This window comes from Flavobacterium glucosi, from assembly GCF_048286535.1.
Lineage (GTDB): Bacteria > Bacteroidota > Bacteroidia > Flavobacteriales > Flavobacteriaceae > Flavobacterium.
In genome coordinates this window covers 270,455-294,083 of the sequence record NZ_JBLVPK010000001.1, presented here as the reverse complement: position 1 = coordinate 294,083, position 23,629 = coordinate 270,455, and the positions used below count along the sequence as shown (strand labels likewise).

At 36.1% G+C, this 23,629-nt stretch carries 19 protein-coding genes and 1 tRNA gene; 6 read left to right on the top strand and 14 right to left on the bottom strand.

The window, feature by feature from the left end; all coding sequences use genetic code 11:
* The first annotated feature begins 134 nt into the window (after positions 1–134).
* Both sppA and ACNQGD_RS01450 read left to right on the top strand, forming a co-directional pair.
* Positions 135–1,895, top strand: a complete 1,761-nt coding sequence (gene sppA, locus ACNQGD_RS01455) for a signal peptide peptidase SppA (RefSeq protein WP_417998061.1) — start codon at positions 135–137, stop codon at positions 1,893–1,895.
* A gap of 185 nt (positions 1,896–2,080) precedes the next feature.
* Positions 2,081–4,687: an AsmA family protein gene (locus tag ACNQGD_RS01450; protein WP_417998060.1), complete on the top strand. Its 2,607-nt coding sequence runs from the start codon at positions 2,081–2,083 to the stop codon at positions 4,685–4,687.
* A 216-nt stretch (positions 4,688–4,903) separates the two neighbouring features.
* On the opposite strand, the gene ACNQGD_RS01445 is transcribed toward ACNQGD_RS01450, so the two are convergent.
* Positions 4,904–5,698, bottom strand: coding sequence for a DUF2797 domain-containing protein (locus ACNQGD_RS01445; RefSeq protein WP_417998059.1), 795 nt, complete (start codon positions 5,696–5,698; stop codon positions 4,904–4,906).
* A 256-nt stretch (positions 5,699–5,954) separates the two neighbouring features.
* Here ACNQGD_RS01445 and ACNQGD_RS01440 point away from each other — a divergent pair, with 256 nt between their 5' ends.
* Together ACNQGD_RS01440 and ACNQGD_RS01435 are read left to right on the top strand one after the other, a co-directional pair.
* On the top strand, positions 5,955–7,478 hold the full coding sequence (locus ACNQGD_RS01440; protein WP_417998058.1) for a GH3 auxin-responsive promoter family protein: 1,524 nt from the start codon (positions 5,955–5,957) through the stop codon (positions 7,476–7,478).
* 12 nt (positions 7,479–7,490) lie between these two features.
* The gene (locus ACNQGD_RS01435) at positions 7,491–7,640 is read left to right on the top strand and encodes a hypothetical protein (protein ID WP_417998057.1); all 150 of its coding nucleotides are present in this window, start codon (positions 7,491–7,493) and stop codon (positions 7,638–7,640) included.
* Between the two features lie 59 nt (positions 7,641–7,699).
* On the opposite strand, the gene serB is transcribed toward ACNQGD_RS01435, so the two are convergent.
* The 8 genes from serB to ACNQGD_RS01395 form a co-directional block, all read right to left on the bottom strand.
* Complete coding sequence (gene serB, locus ACNQGD_RS01430) at positions 7,700–8,938, bottom strand: phosphoserine phosphatase SerB (protein ID WP_417998056.1); 1,239 nt, start codon at positions 8,936–8,938, stop codon at positions 7,700–7,702.
* A gap of 193 nt (positions 8,939–9,131) precedes the next feature.
* Positions 9,132–9,566, bottom strand: a complete 435-nt coding sequence (locus ACNQGD_RS01425) for a VOC family protein (protein ID WP_417998055.1) — start codon at positions 9,564–9,566, stop codon at positions 9,132–9,134.
* Between the two features lie 11 nt (positions 9,567–9,577).
* Entirely contained in the window at positions 9,578–10,030 is a 453-nt protein-coding gene (locus tag ACNQGD_RS01420) for an SRPBCC domain-containing protein (protein ID WP_417998054.1), read from the bottom strand.
* A 29-nt stretch (positions 10,031–10,059) separates the two neighbouring features.
* On the bottom strand, positions 10,060–10,473 hold the full coding sequence (locus tag ACNQGD_RS01415; RefSeq protein WP_417998053.1) for a VOC family protein: 414 nt from the start codon (positions 10,471–10,473) through the stop codon (positions 10,060–10,062).
* Between the two features lie 11 nt (positions 10,474–10,484).
* Positions 10,485–10,895 carry an SRPBCC family protein gene (locus tag ACNQGD_RS01410; protein WP_417998052.1) on the bottom strand — a complete coding sequence of 137 codons (411 nt, stop codon included), beginning with the start codon at positions 10,893–10,895 and terminating at the stop codon, positions 10,485–10,487.
* Positions 10,896–11,068: 173 nt separating this feature from the next.
* On the bottom strand, positions 11,069–12,301 hold the full coding sequence (gene clpX, locus ACNQGD_RS01405) for an ATP-dependent Clp protease ATP-binding subunit ClpX (RefSeq protein ID WP_417998051.1): 1,233 nt from the start codon (positions 12,299–12,301) through the stop codon (positions 11,069–11,071).
* Between the two features lie 86 nt (positions 12,302–12,387).
* Positions 12,388–13,062: an ATP-dependent Clp endopeptidase proteolytic subunit ClpP gene (gene clpP, locus ACNQGD_RS01400; protein WP_073351820.1), complete on the bottom strand. Its 675-nt coding sequence runs from the start codon at positions 13,060–13,062 to the stop codon at positions 12,388–12,390.
* A 399-nt stretch (positions 13,063–13,461) separates the two neighbouring features.
* Positions 13,462–14,787, bottom strand: coding sequence for a trigger factor (locus tag ACNQGD_RS01395; protein ID WP_417998050.1), 1,326 nt, complete (start codon positions 14,785–14,787; stop codon positions 13,462–13,464).
* 414 nt (positions 14,788–15,201) lie between these two features.
* Between ACNQGD_RS01395 and parS the strand changes: the two genes are divergently transcribed.
* Together parS and ACNQGD_RS01385 are read left to right on the top strand one after the other, a co-directional pair.
* The gene (gene parS, locus ACNQGD_RS01390; RefSeq protein ID WP_417998049.1) at positions 15,202–15,702 is read left to right on the top strand and encodes a type II RES/Xre toxin-antitoxin system antitoxin; all 501 of its coding nucleotides are present in this window, start codon (positions 15,202–15,204) and stop codon (positions 15,700–15,702) included.
* The gene (locus tag ACNQGD_RS01385; RefSeq protein ID WP_417998048.1) at positions 15,702–16,178 is read left to right on the top strand and encodes an RES family NAD+ phosphorylase; all 477 of its coding nucleotides are present in this window, start codon (positions 15,702–15,704) and stop codon (positions 16,176–16,178) included. Before parS ends, ACNQGD_RS01385 begins: the two co-directional genes overlap by 1 nt.
* 195 nt (positions 16,179–16,373) lie before the next feature.
* Here ACNQGD_RS01385 and ACNQGD_RS01380 read toward each other — a convergent pair.
* The 5 genes from ACNQGD_RS01380 to ACNQGD_RS01360 all read right to left on the bottom strand — a co-directional run bounded on the left by ACNQGD_RS01380 (position 16,374) and on the right by ACNQGD_RS01360 (position 23,583).
* Positions 16,374–16,445: transfer RNA gene (locus ACNQGD_RS01380), tRNA-Glu, on the bottom strand.
* Between the two features lie 363 nt (positions 16,446–16,808).
* On the bottom strand, positions 16,809–17,186 hold the full coding sequence (locus ACNQGD_RS01375; protein ID WP_417993425.1) for a hypothetical protein: 378 nt from the start codon (positions 17,184–17,186) through the stop codon (positions 16,809–16,811).
* Between the two features lie 312 nt (positions 17,187–17,498).
* Complete coding sequence (locus tag ACNQGD_RS01370) at positions 17,499–18,317, bottom strand: MOSC domain-containing protein (protein ID WP_417998047.1); 819 nt, start codon at positions 18,315–18,317, stop codon at positions 17,499–17,501.
* Between the two features lie 46 nt (positions 18,318–18,363).
* Positions 18,364–21,009, bottom strand: a complete 2,646-nt coding sequence (locus ACNQGD_RS01365) for a multicopper oxidase domain-containing protein (RefSeq protein ID WP_417998046.1) — start codon at positions 21,007–21,009, stop codon at positions 18,364–18,366.
* Between the two features lie 39 nt (positions 21,010–21,048).
* Positions 21,049–23,583, bottom strand: a complete 2,535-nt coding sequence (locus tag ACNQGD_RS01360) for a heavy metal translocating P-type ATPase (protein WP_417998045.1) — start codon at positions 23,581–23,583, stop codon at positions 21,049–21,051.
* Between the last annotated feature and the right edge of the window lie 46 nt (positions 23,584–23,629).

Sequence of the window (23,629 nt, the reverse complement as noted above, 5' to 3'; positions counted from 1 at the left end):
TAGGTGCAAATTAACTAAAAGAATTTTAGAATTAGCAATATATTTGTATCCTGTGTTGATAATTAAACTTGCAAATTCTAACCAATTGTTTGTAACATTTCTACGTTTTTTGCGACATATTAAAAAATATAATTATGAGATTTTTAGGAAATGTATTGGCGACCATTATAGGTGTTTTTGTTTTTTTTATGTTGTTCTTTTTTGGAATCATCCTTATCGGAGCCATTTTTGGTGGTGAATCTGAAGGCGTTACGGTGAAAAACAATTCTGTTATTGAATTGAATTTAGAAGACATACGAAACGATTATGCCGGAAAATATAAAGATCCTTGGGTAACGATTTTTTCAGAAAACAAAAAAGTAGGTTTGTCAGACATTATCAACGCCATTGAAGAAGCAAAAACGGATGCCGACATTAAAGGTATTTCTATACTAAACAACGATTCCTCACTGGGAATGGCACAAAGTAAAGCTTTGAGAGATGCTTTGGAAAGCTTTAAAAAATCAGGAAAATTTGTCATGGCTTATGCCAATTCGTATTCTCAGAAAGAATATTATCTAAATTCTGTTGCCAGTCCAATTTACATAAATCCAGTTGGAGATATGGATTTTAAAGGTCTTTCTGCTGAAATTATGTTCTTTAAAGATTTTCAGGAAAAATCAGGGTTGAAAATGGAAGTCATCCGTCACGGAAAATACAAAAGTGCTGTTGAGCCGTTTTTAGAAAATAAAATGAGTGATGCCAACAGAGAACAAACTACTGCATTATTAAATTCAGTTTGGAATTCTATTACTGCTGACATTTCTAAAAGCCGAAATATTCCTGTAACGAAATTGAACGAAATTGCCAATGGACTTCTTGCTCGAACTCCAGAAATGGCTAAATCACAAAAATTAATTGACATTATTGCCTATGAAGATGTGTATCACAACGCCATCCGAAAAGCACTTAAAGTAGCCAGTGATGAAGAATACAATAAAGTTTCTGTTGTAGATTATGCTCAAAAAGTTGCTACCACATCCCAAACTTTTGACAGTAAAGACGAAATCGCCATAATTTATGCCCAAGGTGAAATTCTGAGTGGTGAAGGCGATGTAAATGTTATTGGCGAAGGATCTATGCGCCGCTCGTTACAAGAGGCCCGAAAAAACAAAAATGTCAAAGCTATTGTACTTCGTATTGACAGTCCTGGCGGAAGCGCTTTGACCTCCGATTTGATCTGGAGAGAGATTGAACTGACTAAAAAAGTAAAACCCATAGTGGTTTCTATGGGAAATTATGCTGCTTCAGGCGGGTATTATATTGCTTGTAATGCCAACACCATTTTTGCTGAAGAGAACACAATCACTGGTTCTATTGGTGTTTTTGGGATATTACCAAACTTCACTCCATTAGCCACTAAAATTGGAATCCATACCGAACAAGTTAAAACGCATCAAAACTCAGCAAACTATAGTCCTTTTGTTCCAATTGATGAAAATTTCAAAGCAGTTACATTAGAAGGAGTGGAACACATTTACAAAACTTTTGTTACACACGTAGCACAAGGTCGAAAAATGACATTTGCACAAGTAGATGCCATTGCACAAGGAAGAGTTTGGACCGGTTCAGAAGCATTAAAAATTGGACTTGTAGATAAAATTGGAGGTTTAGATGATGCGATTGCAAAAGCAGCTTCTTTGGCAAAAATAAAAAGTTACAACACTCAAAATTATCCAGAATATGAAAAGAATTTTGATGATCTGTTAGCTAATCTTCCTTTTGCAAAATCGAAAGCTGATTTCATAAAAGAAGAAATTGGGGAAGAAAATTATCGTATTATGCAGGAAATAAAAAAACTGCAAGCACGAAAAGGAATTCAAGCCATCATGCCGTTTGAAATTAATATCAATTAATTTTTAAAAATACCTGATGAAAATCCGTTTAAATAATCATTTGAACGGATTTTTTTTTACTTTAAAGTTAATTTATTGTTTATAAAAAACACCAAAAAAATTACTCTATCCTAAAAATACTATTTTTACGGAAGAATAGAAGGCATTATTTTTGCTTCGTTTATAGAATTTAAAGAAATTAAATTATGATAAAGAAAATTTTAAAAATTATTGGAATTCTGATTATCCTACTGGTCGTGACTTTATTTGCCGCACCTTATCTTTTTAAGGACCAAATAAATGCGAAAATTTCTGAAGCTATCAATGCCAAAGTAGATGCCAGAGTCTCTTTTGCAGAAGCGGACTTAAGCTTGTTCAAAAATTTCCCAAATGCGAATGTTACGTTGGAAAAGTTAGTCATTATAAACAAAGCTCCTTTTGAAGGTGACACATTGATTTCACTAGACGAAATAAATTTAAAAATGTCAATCAAGGAACTTTTTAAAGGTAAAAACGAAGCGATAGCTATTGATGGGATCACTTCGAAAAACGGATTAATCAATATCATTTTTAATAAAGACGGAATCGGGAATTACGACATAGCTTTGAAGGAGGAAAAAACCAAAGACGATGGAAAAAGCAGCCCGTTATCCTTAAAAATTCAAGAGTATAAAATTGAGAATTTCAAGTTCCGCTATTTTGACGAAAGTTCAAAAATAAAAATGACAATTGACAGTTTAAACCACGAAGGAACCGGAGATTTTGCAACTCAAAAATTAGATTTGGTGACCAAGTCAACAGCAAAAGTATCGCTGGATCTGGACAAAGTCAATTACATGAAAAATGTTGCCTTGACTCTGGACGCAGTTTTGGGAATCGATTTAGAAAAGCGCCAATACACCTTCAAAGAAAATAAAGCGTTAATTAATCAGTTACCGCTGGAATTTGATGGATTTATTCAAATGGTGGAAGTGGGTCAACAATATGATTTGAAATTTAAAACACCAACTTCATCCTTTAAAAATTTCTTGGAAATTATCCCTGCCGCATATGCATCGAGTTTGGATAACGTGAAAACAACCGGAGATTTTACTGTAGCGGGTTTTGCAAAAGGCTTATATTCTGACACAACAGTGCCAAAATTCAATATTGAAATTGCCTCGAACAATGCGTCGTTTAAATATCCTAATTTACCAAAAACAGTTCAAAATATCGTTATTGACACTAAAATCATCAACGAAACAGGTATTCTGAATGACACTTATGTCAATCTGAATAAGCTCTCTTTCAAAATTGACCAAGATGCTTTTAATGCCAAAGCCTACATTCGAAACATAACACAAAATGCGATCGTTGATGCCGCTTTAAAAGGAACTATCAATTTAGCCAACCTTTCCAAAGCGTATCCTATAAAACTAGACAAGCCATTGTCAGGGATTTTAAAGGCCGATGTGACTACAAAATTCGACATGGAATCGGTGGAAAAAAGTCAATACCAAAATATCAACAATGCAGGAACCATGAGTTTGTCCGGTTTCAACTATGTGGATGAAAACGGTAAAACAATGAACATCAGCAATGCTTTGGTTCAATTTAATCCCAGTCAGGTCAATTTGAAAGAACTGAACGCAACTACAGGAAAAAGCGATATTAGTGTAACGGGCGTTTTAGAGAATTTTTACGGTTTTATATTTAGAAACCAAGAATTGAAAGGAAATTTCAACATGAATTCTAAACAATTAGCCGTCGATGATTTTATGACAACCGGTGAAACCACTAAAACGACAACTAAAAAAGCAGACGCAATGAAGATTCCTGCTTTCTTAAATTGTACGCTTACCGCAAAAGCGACTACGGTTTTATACGATAATTTGACTCTGAAAGATGTTTCGGGAAAACTAATCGTCAAAGACGAAAAAGTCACTTTAGAGAATGTAAAAACCTCGATTTTTGGCGGAACAATTGGCGTGAATGGAGCTGTTTCCACAAAAGGAAAAACGCCAGTCTTCAATATGGATTTAAAATTAAATCAAGTCGATATTGCACAGTCCTTTTCCCAACTGGATATGTTGAAAAAAATAGCTCCAATTGCCGGGATTATCAACGGAAAATTAAATTCAACCATCAAATTGAACGGGAATCTTGATGCAACAGCACTGACTCCTGACTTGAAAACGCTTACTGGAGATTTATTAGGACAATTGCTTTCTACGACAGTAAACGCAACTAATTCGACTTTACTGACGGCTTTAGGTGCTAATTTGAAATTTATTGATGTGAGTAAAATCAATTTGAATGATTTGAAAGCAGCGGTTACCTTCAAAGATGGGAAAGTAAATGTAAAACCATTTGATATCAAGTACAAAGACATCAAAGCAACTATTGGAGGGACACATGGTTTTGACCAAAGCATGAATTACAATTTAAAATTTGATGTTCCCGCTAAATATCTGGGTTCAGAAGCGAATGCTTTAATTGCAAAGTTATCTGCTGCCGACGCGGCAAAATTAGAAAGCTTTCCGATAAATGCAGTATTAGTGGGTAATTTTACAAATCCAAAAATCACAACCGACATTAATACTGCGGTAACAAAATTGACTACTCAATTAGTAAACCAGCAAAAAGACAGACTAGTAAAACAAGGAACGTCGGCTTTGACGGATTATATCAATAAAAACAAGAAACCAAGTGATACCGCAAAAGCGGCTACTCCGGCAACTAAAGAAGAGGTAAAAGCTAAGGCTACAGAATTACTAAATGGATTGTTTAATAAAAAGAAAAAAGTAGAAGAGCCTAAAGTGCAACAAGAATAATTTGAATAAAAATACCGGCTTCACAAAAAAGAAAATAACTTGTATTTATGATTAAACCATTAAGAAATTAAGAAAAATTAAGCCCTACAGCTTAACGAAACTTAATTTCTTAATGGTTAAAAAAACTCCAAAAAAGGCATTAGAAAAACGGTAGATTTTCTAAATTCTAAAAAGCAGGAATCTCTATTTGATGAGATTCCTGCTTTTTTGTATATTTTATACATTAATCCGTACCACATATCCTTCTGAACCGCGGACGTTAAAAACTGTTCCGTCTTCAAAAAGTAAATATTGCCCTTTTATTCCGGTAAGTTTCCCCTGAAAGTGAGGGGTTTTATCTAAGCTTAAACTGTTTACTTTACTTGGATACTGCAATACAGGATAATGCATCTCATACAAATCATTTTTTTGCGAATAGAAATGTTCCTGAACTTCTGTAGGAATAAGATTCTCTACTTTCAATCGTTCTGCAACCAAGTCAATTTGCTCGACATTGTTGGTCAACATTTTTCTCCAATTGGTTTTATCGGCATAATGATTTTTCAATGCCACCTCAGTAATTCCGGCCAAATATCGGTTAGGCACTTCCACAATAGAAATGGCCTGTGTCGCACCTTGATCAATCCATCGTGTTGGCATTTGGGTCTTTCTGGTTACTCCTACTTTTACTTCGCTCGACAAAGCCAAATACACGATGTGTGGTTGTAATTGCACTTTCTCTTCATACGCTAAATCTCTATCTTGAATTCCAAGATGAGCGGTACTCAACTCCGGTTTCATAATCCAATCTCCAACAGCCGCACTAGAATAGAAGCAATCATAACAAAATCCCTGACGGAATATTTTTTTCTTCTTCCCACAATTCAAACATTGATACCCAACAAAATTAATCGCTATACTTTTATTCAGTAACTGATTCACGTTTAAAAAGCTATTCTCAAAAACCAAATAATATTGAATTGGGTTTCCAAATTCGGTTTGCATTTTTACAAGTATACCTTCGTATGTCATTATGATTTTAGATTGTTGATTAACGATTTCTGATCTTAGATTTAACAGCTCGTTTTTAGGATTTCAATTATTAGAATCCCTTTTCTGAGTTTAAATCTTTACCAAAATATAGAATTGTTTTTTATAAAAAAACACTATTTTTGATACTTTGACAAAGTTAGTATTTGTCAATTGATATTCAAATCTTAAATTTTAGTCTTTTTCACATGGAAAAAATCTGAAATTAGAAATCGTTAATCAACAATCTAAAATCTATATGCCTCTAACCATAATCAATTCGTTTGCCTCTTGGGTTCTAAAACAAAGAATCCATCAGATCGAACTTTTCTTGAAATATCCAAACGAAGTTCAGGAAGAATTGCTCATGAATTTAATTCAATCATCAAAAAACACTGTTTTAGGCAAACAATATGAGTATGCTTCAATTAATTCCTATGCTACTTTTGCCGATAGAATTCCGATCTCTACTTACGAAGAATTACAACCATTGATTGAAAGAACCCGTAAATGTGAGCAGAATGTTTTTTGGGAAACACCCATAAAATGGTTTGCAAAATCAAGCGGAACCACAAATGCCAAAAGCAAATTCATACCGGTAAGCAACGAAGCCCTGGAAGGATGTCATTATAAAGGAACCAAGGATTTATTGTGTTTGTATTTAAATAACAACGAAGATTCCGAACTGTTTCTTGGAAAAAGTTTACGTCTTGGCGGAAGTTCCCAAATCTATGAAGACAACAATACGTTCTTTGGGGATTTATCCGCAATATTAATCGAAAATATGCCCATTTGGGCGGAGTTCAGTAGTACGCCAAGCAACAAAATTTCTCTTATGAGCGAATGGGAAACTAAAATTGCTGCGATTATAAACGAAACGAAAAACGAAAATGTAACCAGTTTTGCTGGAGTTCCTTCCTGGATGTTGGTTTTAATGAACAAAATGCTGGAAGAAACTGGAAAGGGAAATTTATTCGAACTTTGGCCTAATTTAGAAGTGTACTTTCATGGCGGCGTAAATTTTGAACCGTACCGTGACCAATACAAAAAAATACTCCCTAAAAAAGAGTTCAAATATTACGAAATATACAACGCTTCCGAGGGCTTTTTTGCCATTCAGGATTTAAATTATTCCAGTGATTTATTATTGATGTTGGATTACGGAATTTTCTATGAATTTATTCCAATGGATACTTTTGGGACATCGGAACAAAAAGTAATTCGATTAGCAGATGTGGAATTATTCAAAAATTATGCTTTGGTGATTACCACCAATTCTGGTTTGTGGCGCTATTTGATTGGCGATACCGTTCGTTTCACCTCATTAAATCCATACCGAATTCGGGTTACCGGAAGAACCAAGCATCACATTAATGTTTTTGGAGAAGAACTGATGGTCGAAAATACGGATCAGGCTATTGCCAAAGCGTGTAAAATGACCCAAATGGAAGTAGTCGATTACACGGTTGCCCCTATATTTATGGAAGGTAAAGAAAAAGGCGCTCATGAATGGATGATTGAATTTAAAAACCCTCCAACTGATGTATCGCAATTTCAGAAAGCATTAGATGAAGCCATACAATCTTTGAACTCCGATTATGAAGCGAAGCGCTACAACAACATGACATTAAATCCGTTAATAATAAATATAGCTCGAAAAAATTTGTTTTACGATTGGTTAAAAGATAGGGACAAATTGGGCGGGCAACACAAAATCCCAAGGCTTTCTAACCAAAGGGATTATCTGGAACAACTGAAAAGCATGCAGTTTCAAACCGTATAAAAATTAAAAAAGATGAAAAACACCTTCTACATCTTGATTACACTTTTTTTATTGAGTTCCTGCGGACCGCATAGAATGAGTTGTGGCGCCAGAGGAATTTGTATCTCTCCCGAAAAGCAAACACAAGAAAAACCTGAAAAAATGGTTACCATTAAAGCATAAAGAGGCTGTCCAAAAATCACTTTTTTAAACAGCCCCTTTTTATGATTATTACACTCTTTTTACTCCTCCTCCATCATATCAATATGTCTGTCGTGGTAGCCTAAAAGGTATAAAACACCATCGAGGCCTAAACTTGAAATAGAACTTTCTGCTTTTTCTTTTACCGTAGGTTTGGCATGAAAAGCAATACCTAAACCTGCTAAATTCAACATTGGCAAATCATTGGCACCATCACCGACCGCAATAGTTTGATTGATGTGAATGCCTTCCTTATCAGCAATGGCTTGAAGGTATTCTGCTTTCTTTTTACCATCGACAATTTCGCCGAGATAATTTCCCGTCAGTTTTCCGTCTTTGATTTCCAATTCATTGGCATGAACATAATCAATGCCTAATTCCTTTTGAAGGTATTTCCCAAAAAAAGTAAATCCTCCGGATAAAATAGCAGTTTTATAACCGTAATATTTCAAAGCCTTCATCAAGCGATGCGCTCCTTTCGTTATAGGCAGATTTTCAGCAACATTTTGCAGCACATCCTCACTCAAACCTTCTAACAAAGCCATGCGTTGCTTGAAGCTTTCGCTAAAATCAATTTCACCATTCATTGCAGCTTCCGTGATGGCTCGAACTTGCTCACCAACACCGGCTAAATCAGCCAATTCATCAATCACTTCGGTTTGAATCAAGGTGGAATCCATATCAAAACACACCAAGCGTCTGTTTCTTCGATACATATTGTCTTCTTGAAAAGAAATATCCACATCCAAAGTTCTGGAGATTTCCATAAAACTGGCCGTCATAAATGTTTTATCGACAATCGTTCCCGTTACCGATAATTGGATACAAGAACGAGGAAACTCTTCCTTATCAATAATAGAAACCCTACCGGTTAATCTTTTGATAGCGTCAATATTTAAATTTTGGTTGGATAGAATCCTAGTCACAGCAGCCAATTGTACCGCCGTTAATGTCTCACCCAAAACATTAATGGTATAGCGTTGTTTGCGTTGTCCTTTTACCCATATTTCGTAATCCGCAATCGAAATCGGAATAAATTTAACTTTAACACCTAATTCATACGCCTTAAACAACAAATCTTTCAAAACTGGCCCCGAAGAAGAGCCTGCTTTTATTTCAAATAAAATACCTAAAGAGAGCGTGTCATGAATATCTGCCTGCCCAATATCTAAAATGATGGCATCATAATTCGCTAAGATGGATGTCAAACCAGCAGTAACACCAGGTTTGTCCTGACCAGAAACTTTTAATAAAATAACCTCTACATCTGCTATTTGCATTTTATATATATTTGATTTAGAATGGACAAAAATCGGCAATCTGGCGTTGATAAAAAAAAATATTGTTCCTTTTTTCAAACAATAACAAATAGTGTAAATTACCCGTAAAAAAACCTGTTCAAATGAATGAACAGGTTTATATTTATGAGAAAAATGCAATCCACTAGCAACCGAGAGTTTGTGTTAATGCTTATTATTTTTCATTTTCATCAAAATTTACCATCCAGTTGATTCCAAATTTATCTATAAACATTCCGAAATAAGCACCCCAAAAGGTTTGATTCATTGGCATGGTAACCGTTCCTCCTGCCGAAAGTCCGTTAAACAATTTATCAGCCTCTTCTTTACTAGTAGCATTGATTGAAAGTGAAATGTTTTGTCCAAAAGCAACTTCGCCACCTGCCGAATTACTGTCGCTTCCCATCAGGATTGTCCCGTCACCGATAGGCAAAGTAACATGCATAATTTTATTGCCTTCCGCTTCAGAAAGTACAGGATTGCCTTCTGCCGGTGGCATGTCTTTAAATTTTCCAATATAAGGGAATTCCCCGCCAAATACTGATTTATAAAATAGAAATACTTCTTCGCAGTTTCCATTAAAAACTAAGTACGGATTAATTGCTGCCATGATTGTAATTTTTAAATTAATATATTATTTTCTTCTGAAATTTTCTTTACCAAATCTAGCGCTTTTGGCCATGTCGTTTTAAAATAATCGATATACTTTTCGACTGCATCCATTTTAGCTTCTAAAACAGTAATTCCTTTGTCTTCGGTCAAACGGTACATTTCCATAGCGCCAGTCCATTCTTGAGCCGCATCATCAACAGGTATTTCCTGAAATTTTTTGATTTCGCTCAAATGTTTAAAAGCCATGTATTCATTATCAATTTTCTTGTAAATAATGCTGTTCATTCCATCTCCGTTTGGAGATAAAAAACGAATTTTGCTACCTTCTTTCCAATCGCTTTCTGCATAAGACCCTTCACAAAAAACGGAGGTCCATTGTTTGTATGTTTCTTCATTCCATAAAACGTCCCAAACTTTTTCTTTTGGAGCATTAATCTCGATTTTAAATTCCAGTGTTGTCATTTTGTTTGTTTTTTAGATTAACTTAAATCCTACTGTTTTCGTACTTTACTAAAATCCATGTATAACATATTCCAACGATGTCCGTCCAGGTCTGCAAAACCACAACCGTACATCCAACCTTGAATTTCGGCAGGTTTAGAAAAAACTACACCGCCTGCTTCTTCTACTTTCTTAGCAAATTCATCCACTTCTTCTCTACTTTCGGCATCAATTGAAATTAATACTTCGGAACTTGATTGTGTATCTGTGATTTTATTTTGCACAAAACCTTCAAATATCGCTTCCTCAAAAAGCATCACTGCAAAATGAGTAGATCCAACTGACAGACATGTTGATTGCGGAGTAGCGTATTCTTCATTAAAAGAAAAACCTATTTTAGCGAAAAATGCTTTTGATTTCGCCACCTCTTTTACCGGCAAATTAAGCCATATTTGCTTTGTCATTTTGTTTGTTTTTAAAGGGTTGAAATTTCAACATATTTTTTAAAATTATCTAAAATTGCCTGCCAGCCATTTTTCTGCATTTCTTCAGAATTTTCTGTTTCGGGGTCAAATTTTTCTATAAGCACCACGCCGTTTTTTTGACTTTCAAAAATAATTTTCACTTTTCTCCCATCTACCACTTCGTATTCTATTAAAGAAGGATTCACCACATTCGTATAAATTCCTTCGAAATCAAAACCCATTGTACCGTCTTTTGAAGCCATGGTATATTTAAATTTCCCTCCCACTTTCAAGTCATTTTCTGCAAAAGGAGTATGCCAATCATCAGAGGCATTATTCCACTTCATGACATGTTCCGGTGCAGTCCATAATTCCCAGACTTTTTCAATTGAAGCGTTTATTGTATCTTGTACTGTTATCATTTCACGATTCTTTTTTAAATTTCGGACTATAAATTTACAAAATATTTAAAGTCGTTTCTCTTTTATAATCAAGAATATAGCTTTAAAAAAAGTATAAAAAAAACCTGCTCAAATGAATGAGCAGGTTTACTATTTTTAGAAAAGATTAAAATTAATCTTTATCAGAACTCAAATTATGATGCAATTTCTAAACGTTTCAATAAATTTTTATTCAACGTTTTTTTTGCATAATCTACGTCGATTTCTAATGTTTTATCATCAGAACTTGGCAATTCATACATCGCATCGGTTAAGATGGCTTCACATAAAGAACGCAATCCACGTGCGCCTAATTTGTATTCTAATGCTTTATCCACAATAAAATCCAAGGCTTCGTCTGTGATGGTAAAAGTTACCTCATCCATCAAAAACAATTTTTCGTATTGTTTGATTAACGCATTTTTAGGTTGTGTCAAAATCGCACGCAAGGTTTCTCTGTCCAAAGGATCCATGTGTGTCAATACGGGCAAACGACCAATAATCTCCGGAATCAATCCAAAATCTTTGATGTCCTTTGGAATAATATATTGCAACAAATTGTCTTTGTCAATATTATCCACATTTTTTGAGGTAGAATAACCCACAGCCTGACGGTTCAATCGTTTCGAAATAATTCTTTCGATACCATCAAAAGCACCACCGGCAATAAACAAAATGTTTTGTGTATTGACCTCAACAAATTTTTGGTCCGGGTGCTTGCGTCCTCCTTTTGGTGGCACATTTACAACCGTTCCTTCCAATAATTTCAATAATGCTTGTTGTACCCCTTCACCAGAAACGTCACGTGTAATAGATGGATTGTCACTTTTACGGGCAATTTTATCTATTTCGTCAATGAATACAATTCCGCGTTCGGCTTTGGCTACATCATAATCAGCAGCTTGTAAAAGACGCGTCAAAATACTTTCGACATCTTCCCCAACATAACCTGCTTCTGTTAAAACTGTCGCATCTACAATAGCTAAAGGTACATCTAACATTTTTGCAATGGTTTTAGCCACTAATGTTTTTCCTGTTCCTGTTTGTCCCACCATGATGATGTTACTTTTTTCAATCTCGACCTCATCGTCTAATTGCTGTTGCATCAAACGTTTGTAGTGATTGTAAACCGCAACCGACATTACTTTTTTAGTTTGATCTTGTCCAATTACATATTGATCCAAGAACGCTCTAATTTCTTTTGGTTTTTTCAAAATCAAATCTCCAACCAGTTTTGAACTTCCGCCGGATTTTAATTCTTCTAAAACAATTCCGTGTGCTTGTTCGATACATTTATCACAAATATGTGCATTGATACCAGCAATCAACAATTGGGTTTCTGGCTTCTTTCTTCCACAAAACGAACACTCTAATACTACTTTTGCCATTCTTTTTTTGTTTAAAGTTTAAAAAGTTTAAAGTTTAAAGTTCCCGTAGCAACCTTAAACTTTAAACCTTAAACTTGTAACTATTTTTATCCTCTTATTAAAACCTCATCAATCATTCCGTATGCTTTTGCTTCTTCGGCAATCATCCAATAATCACGCTCACTATCTGTATGAACCTTATCGAAAGTTTGTCCAGAGTGGTGCGAGATAATTTTGTATAACTCATCTTTCAGTTTCAACATTTCACGTAAGTTGATTTCCATATCTGTAGCCACTCCTTGCGCTCCACCTGATGGTTGGTGAATCATTACTCTTGAATGTGGCAATGCCGAACGTTTTCCTGCAGCTCCTGCACATAAAAGTACTGCTCCCATAGAAGCTGCCATTCCGGTACAAATTGTTGCTACATCTGGTTTGATGTATTGCATGGTGTCATAAATTCCCAATCCTGCGTAAACGCTACCTCCTGGAGAGTTCAAATAAATTTGAATGTCCTTAGAAGCATCGGCACTCTCCAGGAACAACAACTGTGCCTGAACGATGTTTGCGATTTGGTCATCTATTCCTGTTCCAAGGAATATAATTCTGTCCATCATCAATCTGGAAAAAACGTCTAATTGTGAAATATTCAACTGACGTTCTTCGATGATATAGGGAGTCATGTTTTTAGGAGTCATTGCGCCTACGATTTTATCGTAATACATCGAGTTTACACCGTGGTCTTTTGTAGCAAATTTTTTAAATTCTTTACCGTAGTTCATATTTTTTTGTTCTAAGTTTTACGTAATATCTTGTGATTCGATTTATTGCAAAGGTCATACCTAATTCTAAATGATGTCAATATGTCTTATTTTTAGCCCAGATGGGAGTAAAAAGCTTTTTGAATTCCGTTTTTTAGTTTTTTTATTCTTGCAAAGCGACTGAAAGAAGCTCTTGCAGGAATAAAAAAAACGGAAACGGAAGAAAAAACTTGTACCGTACAGCTGGATTGGCTCCCGCAACTAATTGAAACAAAAGAGCGTCAAAAAATATTTTTTTTCTGACGCTCAAATATAACTATTTTTTATTGTTTCGTATCTGTAATCAAATCATAAAATTTTAATAATCTCTGGCCCTCTTAGGGCTTTTGACTTCCGACTTTACGAGCTACAGACTCCTATTTATTCTCCGTAAGAAGCAGCAATAAATTCGTCATAAGTTACTTCTTTAGTAGTCGGATTTGCTTTCTCTTTGAACAATTCCAATAATTTCTCCGCAACAACTTGGTCCGAAAGTCTTTTTACTTCGTCTTGGTTAGACAAAACTCTAGCCACAATTCCTTGAACTTCTTCGTCAGTAGGATTTGCTTGCCCGAATTGCGCCATTTGTTGACGGATATTTTTTGTAGTGAATGTTTTCAAATCTTCGAAAGTGATTTTGATATCAGATTGAGCCATTGCTCTACCTTCGATCAATTGAAAACGCAATCCTTTTTCAGAACGTGCATATTCTACTTCAGCTTCTTCAGGAGACAATTTTTTCTCTCCTACCGTTTGCAACCATTTTTTAAGGAATTCAGAAGGTAAATCAAATTTTGTACTTTCGATTAAAAACTCCGTAACATCCCCTAATAATTTTTGGTCCGCTTGTTGTGCAAATTGAGTTTCAGCATCTTCTTTGATTTTAGCTTTCAATTCTTCAAGTGAAGAAACAGTTCCAGCTCCAAACAATTTGTCGAACAATTCTTGGTTCAATTCAGCCAATTCAGCTGTATTGATCGCTTCGATTGTGAAGTTTACATCAACCTCTAAACCGTGAACGTCATCATGATTTACTTTCATCACGTCCATCAATTGGTGGTCGTCTTCAAATAAACCTTTAGTGTTTACAGTCACTACATCTCCTACTTTTTTACCAATGAATAAATCAAAAGTCGCTTTGTCTTTGAAAAGATCCGCAGCAATAGTGGTAGCGTTATTAATTCCTTTTTCTTCGTTTGTGAAAGTTCCTGTTACATCAGAATCTGCAGCAACAACCTCTTGAGGTATTGCAGTTCCAAATTGTTTTTGGATGCGTTCTACTTGACCGTCGATCAATTTATCATCCGCAGAAACTACATATTTTACAATGTCATTTTTAGCTTCTAAATCCAATTCGAAGTTTGGCACTAAACCAATTTCGTACTCGAAAACCAATTCTTCAGTATCCCAAGAAAAATCTTCGTTTACTTTAGCAAGTGGCGTTCCAAGAAGGTTTAATCTTTCTGATTGTACGAAACGCTCTAAAGCTAAATCCACAACTTTCTGAACTTCTTCTTGTTTAATCCCTTTACCGTATTGTTTTTCAACAAGATCTTTAGGCACCGCTCCTTTTCTAAATCCCTTAACAGTTGCCAAAGGCATTTTTTCGTTTATTCTTTTTGCTACTTGTCCTTTGTAATCCATGTGAACAACTGTCATTACAATTGTCTCAGTTACAGCGTCTGTTGCTACTCTTTTAATATCCATCTTCTTCTTTAATTTACATAATAAAATTGGATTGCAAAATTATAAAATTTTTCCAACCCAAACAAGCATTTTACCATTTTGAATTTTAACCAGTTATTTGACAAAATCACAGGTCCGAAAAGGAAAATAATTTGGGCGTGTCCCTCCGTCTCGTCCCAAAAGACGAGACGGAGGGACAGGCTGTACGTTACAAACGAAGTTCACTGAACTCCGCTAAAAATTAAAAACATTGTGAAGTAATCTTTTATTGCGCTTCGCTTCATAAAAGGATTTTCACTGCCATCCTTCACGCGGGCTGTGGAATGCGACAATATAAAATTGCTTTGAAATTTTGACGAATTAGTGATAATTATATTGGAATTTTTTCGTTATAACAACAAAAATATTGTATGTTTACAGTAAATAAGTTGTGTTATGGGAAAAGTCACACATAGAACAAAGCCGTTCGATACTAAAAGAAGTGTCCAAAAAGCATCTGGTAACGCTGTAAATATTAGAAAATCTTTATTCAGTTTTGATGGCAAGGAATATAAATGGAACAATAAGCTTGAGCGTGTTAGTGTCATCAGAGCTGGCATTCCATATGATTCAATTGAATTAATTAGCAAAAGACTTAATAATCCAATAAAGTCAGTTCTGGCAATAGTTGGGATTCCACAAACTACATATAATAAGAAAAAAAGCGAACATTTACTTTTGGACAGTAGAAATAGTGAATTAGTGATTCTAATTAACGAGTTAATTGACTATGGCTTGGAAGTTTTCAATAACGAGGAAGAAAAATTTCAACGCTGGTTAAAGAAACCTAACTTGTCCATTGGGGGAAGCTCACCCGAAAATATGCTTGACACAATAACCGGTATTAACGAGGTTAAATTTAGTTTGAATCGCTTAGAATTCGGAAATTTAGCGTAATGATAGTATTTAGAATTGAACGTGAAAAATATTTAAACACTACGTTAAATGGAGTAGGTGCTTCAATTTCAGAAGGTTATCGATGGAATAGTCTTAATACTCGCATTGTTTATACTGCTGAAACTAGAGCTCTAGCAACATTGGAAGTTTCTGTTCATTTAGATTTAAGCGAGGATTTACCAGATGATCGTTTTTATGTCGAAATTGAAGTACCCGATGGAATTACTATACAGGAAGTAAAGCTGGAAGATTTACCAAATGATTGGAATTCAAAACCACCATCTTTAACTACTCAAACCATCGGTGATGATTTCGTAAATTACAATGAAGCTGCCATTTTAAAAGTCCCTAGTAGTATCGTACCAAAAGAATTTAATTATTTAATAAACCCTGTTCATCCAGATTCATCAAAAATTAAGGTCGTAAGCACTTCAAAAATGATGTTTGATCAGCGATTAAAAAGTATTAAAGAATAAATTATCGCTAACAGCAGGCCCAGCTCCGCAAAGTGTTCATTTAAAGAATAAAGTTGTTGTAGACCCTGCGCAAACGTCTCTGACTTTACGCCCACAATGATGAGCCAATAATACAAAAATAACAGCCAAAACCGATACTAAAAAAAGCCTCGAAAAATAATTTTCGAGGCTTTTTAAGATTGTCTTTATAAATTGTAGCCCGTAGCGGAATCGAACCGCTCTTACATGGATGAAAACCATGCGTCCTAACCGATAGACGAACGGGCCTTTTTTTTCTATTTCGGGTACAAAAATAGCACTATTTTTGAGATACTCAAAGCCAAACCCAAAAACCTTCCAATAAAAACAGCCTGTACTGAACTTGTAAATTGTAATCATTTCAGTAATAACGCCTACCAATAATACAATTGTTTTTAACAAGCTGATTTTTCAAAGAACAAATCTAAAATCTAATGCTAAAGGCGCCACATGTGAACACAAAGAATAAAAAACACCCAGCTCCGCAAAGATTCAAAGAATAAATTCATCGTCTTCTCTGACTTTTCTCTCCATAAAAATGCCTCCAAATAGCGTTTGCTTTTTTGGAGGCATTCCATTTTAACCAATAAAAATAGGTTTTTTTTAAAGCGATTAGTTGAACTGTGCAGCTACATATTCAATTAAACTTTCATCATCCATTTTATTAGAAGTACTTTCGTTAGTCTCGACATTTTTATACTGTGGAGTCTCATTCAAATATTTAATAAATTGTTCTTGTGCAGTACCAGTTCCCGTCACATGCAATTCATCTACATTTTGCATATGAGCAGTAATGTTTTTGAATAGTTTATGAAGTAAATCTCTTTCAGCATTGTTTGCTGCGTTTTCGCTTGAATTACGACCTTGTCCGTCAACTTTTTCGTGACCTAATATTACGAACTCTCCTGAATCTACATTTTCTCTTCCTACAATAGTTGCATGATGTGAATCCATCCAAACACCAAATTGTTTTTTGTTTTTTTCTGACATTTTATATGTTTTTTATATTAATACTTGTTTCTCATTCTAGAATATTTAAACTCCTTTTACAGTTGTTCCTACTGCCCAAACAAAGAAACCAACAAGTAGTTATTCCTGTAAATAATTTTGAGTGATGGTTTGAATAATTTGTTCCTAAGAAGCAAAAATAACACTATACATTTGCAAAAATGTAATACAATTTTTGGTAATGATTCTATAATTCACACATTTCCAACAAACAAGCTGTGCAATCTTCTCTTTGCGCCCACAATAATGAGCTACTAATAATTTTAAGTCTATCTTATGAAGAAAAAATGGAACTTAAATAGAAATCAAAACGGCAATAGCATCACCAACAGTAACAAAACCAGTTCCAGAACCTATCAAGTTTTGTCCAAACAACACATTATTCCTCACTGTCCTGTATTTTGATAAAGTCAGCAAAGGATCTTTTCCTGAGGTCTCACCTTTTTCTTGGTCTACCGTTGTCATTACGCATCTTCCGCAAGGTTTCACGCCAAAAAAAGTCAGTTCACCAATTGTAAATTCTTTCCAAGAATCTTCTTCATAAGCGTCACCGCCAGTAAAAACAAAATTAGGTCGAAACCGATTCATCGGCAGTACTTCCTTCATACGCGAATTCAAATCATCCAATGATGATTGACCAATCAACAAAAAAGGATAGCCATCCGAAAAAGAATTAATATCGGCTTCCGTCACTGCGTATTTAGTCTCTACTTTTCGATGACTTTCCTCGGGCATGTAAACCAAACGAGCCGAAAATCCCAATATTCGGGAAAACCAATCTGAAATAACCGAACCGACTTCATACGCCTGAATGGAATCCTCCCAAACCATCACCTCAATCTTAGTTTCGGTTTCCGAAAAAGATTGCTGCAGCGGAAGTTGTATCGTATCTAATTGTACCCGATGTGTAATCTTCAAAAAATTTCCTGTAATTTCAGGCTGAAAAAGAGCTAATTCCGGATGTTCCCTTTGCGACAGAAACATTCCGTTCTCATCAACTAACAGCCAACGGCGGTCGTGCTCCAAGCCCCGATCAGTCACTTGAGCTTCTTGCAATTTAATTCCACCTAATGATTTTACAGGATAAATCCAGATTTCTGAAAGTTGTAACATACTACTATATTTTTCTCAAAATTACAAAAAACAAAGTATTCCGTTTTTAATAATTCAAACTCAATCCAAAACCCATTCCCATATCACTGTCGTAATGCGTGGTAATTCCGAAATTTCTCTTGACAATATACCGCAAACCCGCCATGTATTCCTTGTCGGTATTCCACATTAAATTCATGCGCAATCTTTTGGAAACCGGAATATCCATGCGTTCAAATTGCAACCTGAAATTCCCGTCGGTATAGACTTCAGCTTGTGCTTTGATGAGCATTGGCAACGTATATTCGACTCCGGCACTGAATACAGCGCGATTGTCTTTGGTATTGGTTTGACCAAAAAGATTTTCTTCCATTGCTCCCATTTCCATTTTGCGATACCGCCAGTCAAAACCAATGAACGGCATTAACCATTGCATTTTCCCAATGTATCGTCCAATGTGTGTTTCAGTTTCATAACCGTGATGATCGGTATAACCTAAACGCCATTCAGTACCAATACTCCAACGTGTGTTTTGAATCATCAGCATTCCATCGTTTCCATTGGTGGCAAAATCATTTTCGGCCATCACATGAAAAGCCCTGTCATCGGCGAATAATTTGCGTTGCGCTAATTTTGGATTTGGAATCAAAGGATTGGGCTCTTGATTTTCATAACTAAAAACACGACCCATTCCCGCCATCATGTGATAGAGAATGTGACAATGAAAAAACCAATCGCCTTTGACATTCGCATTAAACTCAATGGTATCGGTTTCCATGGGCATAATGTCAATGATATTTTTCATGGGAGCAAACTCTTCCTGACCATTCAAGACTCTAAAATCATGTCCGTGTAGATGCATCGGGTGGCGCATCATGGAGCCATTGAAAAGTACAATTCGAACATTCTCTCCTTTTTTAATTAGAATTTTATCGGCTTCCGAAACTACTTTATTGTCCAGACTCCACACGTAGCGATTCATGTTACCAGACAATTCAAACCGCAATTCTTTTACCGGTGCGTCTTTTGGCAAGGTTGTTTTAGTGGGTGATTTCAGCATGGCATAATTCAACGTAGTAATGTCAGATAGCGCATTACTATTATAATCCTCCTCCGTCATTTTCATTCCATCCATTTTCGGAGCGGTTTCCCCCATTTTCATTTTTCCCATATCATGAGACGAATGATCCATTTCAACTTCTTTCTGTGTTCCTTCTTTAGAATCTATTGGCCCGGTGATTTCAGGATACATCACTACATTCATGTCCATTTGATTCAGCGACATTTTCATGCCCATATCATCTAAATCCCCATTCATTTTCATCATGCCGTTCATCATTTTCATTCCTTCAAAATACTTTAACTTAGGCAAAGGCGATATCAATTGCTTTATTCCATCTCCTAAATACAACGAAGCGGATTTTGTCCGATCCTCCGAAGTGACTAAAAATTCAAAAGCAGTCTTATCGGCAGGAATAGTCACGACAACATCATAGGTTTCAGATACCGCAACAATCAAACGATCCACCTCAACTGGTTCCACATCGTTTCCATCACTGGCCACAACAGTAATTTTTCCACCGGCATACGTCAGCCAAAAATAGGTAGAGGCGCCGCCATTGGCAATCCGCAACCTCACTTTATCTCCCGCCTTGAATTGCGAAAGCTGGCTTTCATTTTTCCCGTTAATAAGGAATTTATTGTAATACACATCACTTACATCCATCGCATTCATTCGTTTCCATTCGTTGGCAACCTTGGTCTTAAAATGTCCCGCTTTTATGGCTTCGGCATAGCTTTGCGTAGTTCCTTTTTGAATCGCAAACCAGTCCGTGGCATTGTGCAACATCCGATGGACATTTTTCGGATTTAAGTCCGTCCATTCACTCAAAATGATTGGGACCGTTGGTAAATCATCAATTCCTGTTCTAAAAGTTGGATCTTCATTTCTTTTATTCATCACAAAAGAACCGTACATCCCTATTTGCTCCTGTAAACCAGTATGACTGTGGTACCAATGCGTTCCATGTTGAATAATCGGGAATGTGTATTTGTGTACTGTATGGGGTTTAATTGGCATTTGGGTCAAATTGGGCACACCATCCTCTTTATTAGGTAAAAACAATCCGTGCCAGTGTAACGAAGTGTCTTCATCCAACTCATTATGCACATAAATTTCGGCAATATCGCCTTCGGTGAATGTGAGTGTTGGCATCGGAATTTGTCCGTTTACGGCAATTGCTCTTTTAGGCGTATCGCCAAAAGTGACAATGGTATCGCGAACATATAAATCATACCGAACCGTTCTAGGCGGTGCATTTTTCGCTGTTCTTTTAACGGGCTCGGCTTTCACTGTGATGCTGTCTATAGGAGTAGCCACATGATTTTGATGCGCATCCGCACTTGCCGCTTTGGTTTGATTCACGCTGGTTCGCAACGGGATTTGCTTTTTAACAATTGCTTTTGGCACTTGTTTTTTGGCAACTGCTTTTTTTACTGGTTTTGCTTTCTCTTTAATTAAATCCATCCCGCATTTGGGACATTTTCCGGGTTTATTCGCATGAATTTCTGGGTGCATCACACAAGTGTACGTTACAGGCTGCGTTTGAAAAATGGATGCTTTTCTGGAAATGGTAATTCCATTTTTATTTTCTGCTTTTGCAAAAGGAGAAATAATCATCAGGAATACAAGTAGTAGTATAGTACTTTTCATGTTTTTTAATTTTCTAAGAAACGCTTTAATATTTTTTGTTTAAAGTTTTAAACCACGCAATCGCAACGCATTCACAATTACGGAAACCGAACTGAAACTCATGGCCAAAGCCGCAATCATTGGTGAAAGTAAAATCCCAAAAAAAGGATACAGAACACCTGCGGCAATTGGAATTCCAAGTACATTATAGAAAAAGGCAAAAAATAAATTTTGTCTGATATTTTTCATCACCGCATGACTCAAGTTTTTGGCTTTGACGATTCCTTGTAAATCACCTTTCACCAACGTTATTTTCGCACTTTCTATCGCCACATCCGTTCCGGTTCCCATCGCAATGCCGACATCAGCTTGCGCCAAAGCTGGAGCATCGTTGATTCCATCGCCCGCCATGGCTACAATTTTCCCTTCGGATTGCAGTCGTTTAATTTCCTTAAGCTTGTCTTCTGGCAAACAACCCGCTTTAAATGACGTTAAATTCAGTTCTGCTGCCACAGCCTTTGCGGTATTTTCATTATCTCCGGTAAGCATAATGACCTCAACCCCTTGACGAATTAATTCTTTTATAGCTTCAACACTTGTTGCTTTTATAGCGTCACTGATGGACACAAATCCCACAGCAATTCCGTCAACTGAAATATAAGAAACTGTTTTCCCTAGTTTTTGTTCAGCAATAATTTTATTTTCTAATTCTGCAGAAACCGTAGCACTCACCTGTTCCATTAATTTTTTATTTCCGAGCGCTACTTTTTTATGGGTCACTGTACCAACAACTCCTTTTCCTGAAATGGCTTCAAAATCGTTTACTTCGATTAATGCAACTTCTTTCGCTTTCGCAAAATTGACTACGGCTTGCGCCAAAGGATGTTCGCTATACTGATTTAAGGAAGCGATACTTTGCAATAGTTCATTTTCGGCATTATTCAGGGAAAATACTTTTTCAACAGAAGGTTTTCCTTCGGTGATTGTTCCTGTTTTATCAGTAATGAGAACATTTACTTTATTCATATTTTCGAGCGCTTCGGCATTTTTTATCAGAACTCCGGATTGCGCCCCTTTCCCAACACCAACCATTACTGACATAGGTGTGGCCAATCCCAAAGCGCACGGACAGGCAATGATCAATACCGCAATAGCATTGATAAATCCATACACCAGTTCGGGTACCGGTCCAAATCGTGCCCAAACAAAAAAGGTGATTACCGATACAAAAACAACAATTGGCACAAAATATTTAGCGATTTTATCCGCTAATTTTTGGATGGGTGCTTTAGACCTACTGGCAGTATTAACCATTTGTACAATTTGTGAAAGCAAGGTTTCCGAACCCACTTTTTCGGCAATCATCACAAAGGATTTGTTCCCGTTGATTGTTCCGGAACTAATACTATCACCTATTTTTTTATCCACAGGGATGGGTTCCCCTGTAATCATCGATTCATCAATGGTACTTTCTCCATCGGTAATTTTTCCATCGACCGGGATTTTATCTCCCGGTTTAACACGCAATAGATTCCCTTTTTTAATGTCGTGAATTGAAATTACTGTATCAGTTCCATCAACAATTAAAGTGGCTTCGGTGGGTGCTAATTTCAACAATTCTTTTATGGCTCCACTTGTTTGACTGTGTGCTCTGGCCTCGAGTAATTGTCCCAACAAAACCAATGTTAGTATGACAGTTGTCGCTTCAAAATACAGCGAAACCGTTCCATTATGCGTTTTAAATTCATTTGGAAAAATATCAGGAAAAAACATTCCGACTAAACTAAATAAAAACGCCACTCCTGTACCAATTCCGATAAGGGTAAACATATTGAGATTCCAAGTACTGATGGATTTCCAAGCGCGCTCAAAAAACATCCAACACGCATAAAAAACGACTGGAAGCGATACAATTAGTTGTACCCAATTCCATTTTGAAGCATCCATAATTTTCAGTAATGGATTATTCGGAATCATATCTGACATGGCAATAATGAAAATAGGAACCGTAAAAACCACTGCTATTTTCATTTTACGCACCAAGTCATTGTACACCTTATTTTCTTCAGAATCGGTAGGTTGCATTGGCACTAAATCCATTCCACAAATAGGGCAAGAACCGGGGCCTTCTTTGATTACTTCGGGATGCATGGGACACGTGTACATTGTTTTTGCAACACTCAATTCTGGAACTTTTTCTAGATTCATTCCGCAAACTGGGCAACTTCCCGGTTTATCATAGACTTTTTCGCCCTCACAATGCATCGGGCAATAATATTTGCCTTGTGCATTACTGGGTAAAGTAACTATCGATTTCTCTTGCGGTTTATCCGAACTGCAACAGGATTTTTCCATTGGCTTTTCAATTGTTTCATGAGAATCAACCCCTTTATTCATTGCTATTGTATATTTTCCTGCAGCTGTCAATGCCTCCTGCAATTGAGCAGTGGGAATGTGTTCATCCATTGTTATCGTTGCCATTGGTGGATCCAAAGTAACTGTTGCTTGAATTCCATCGATAGCATTCAATGTTTTTTCGACTTTGGAACGACAACCGTCGCAAGACATTCCGATAATTGAATACGTATGTTTCATTTGACTGTGTATAAAATCAACCTTACACTTTTTTGGAGTGTACGAT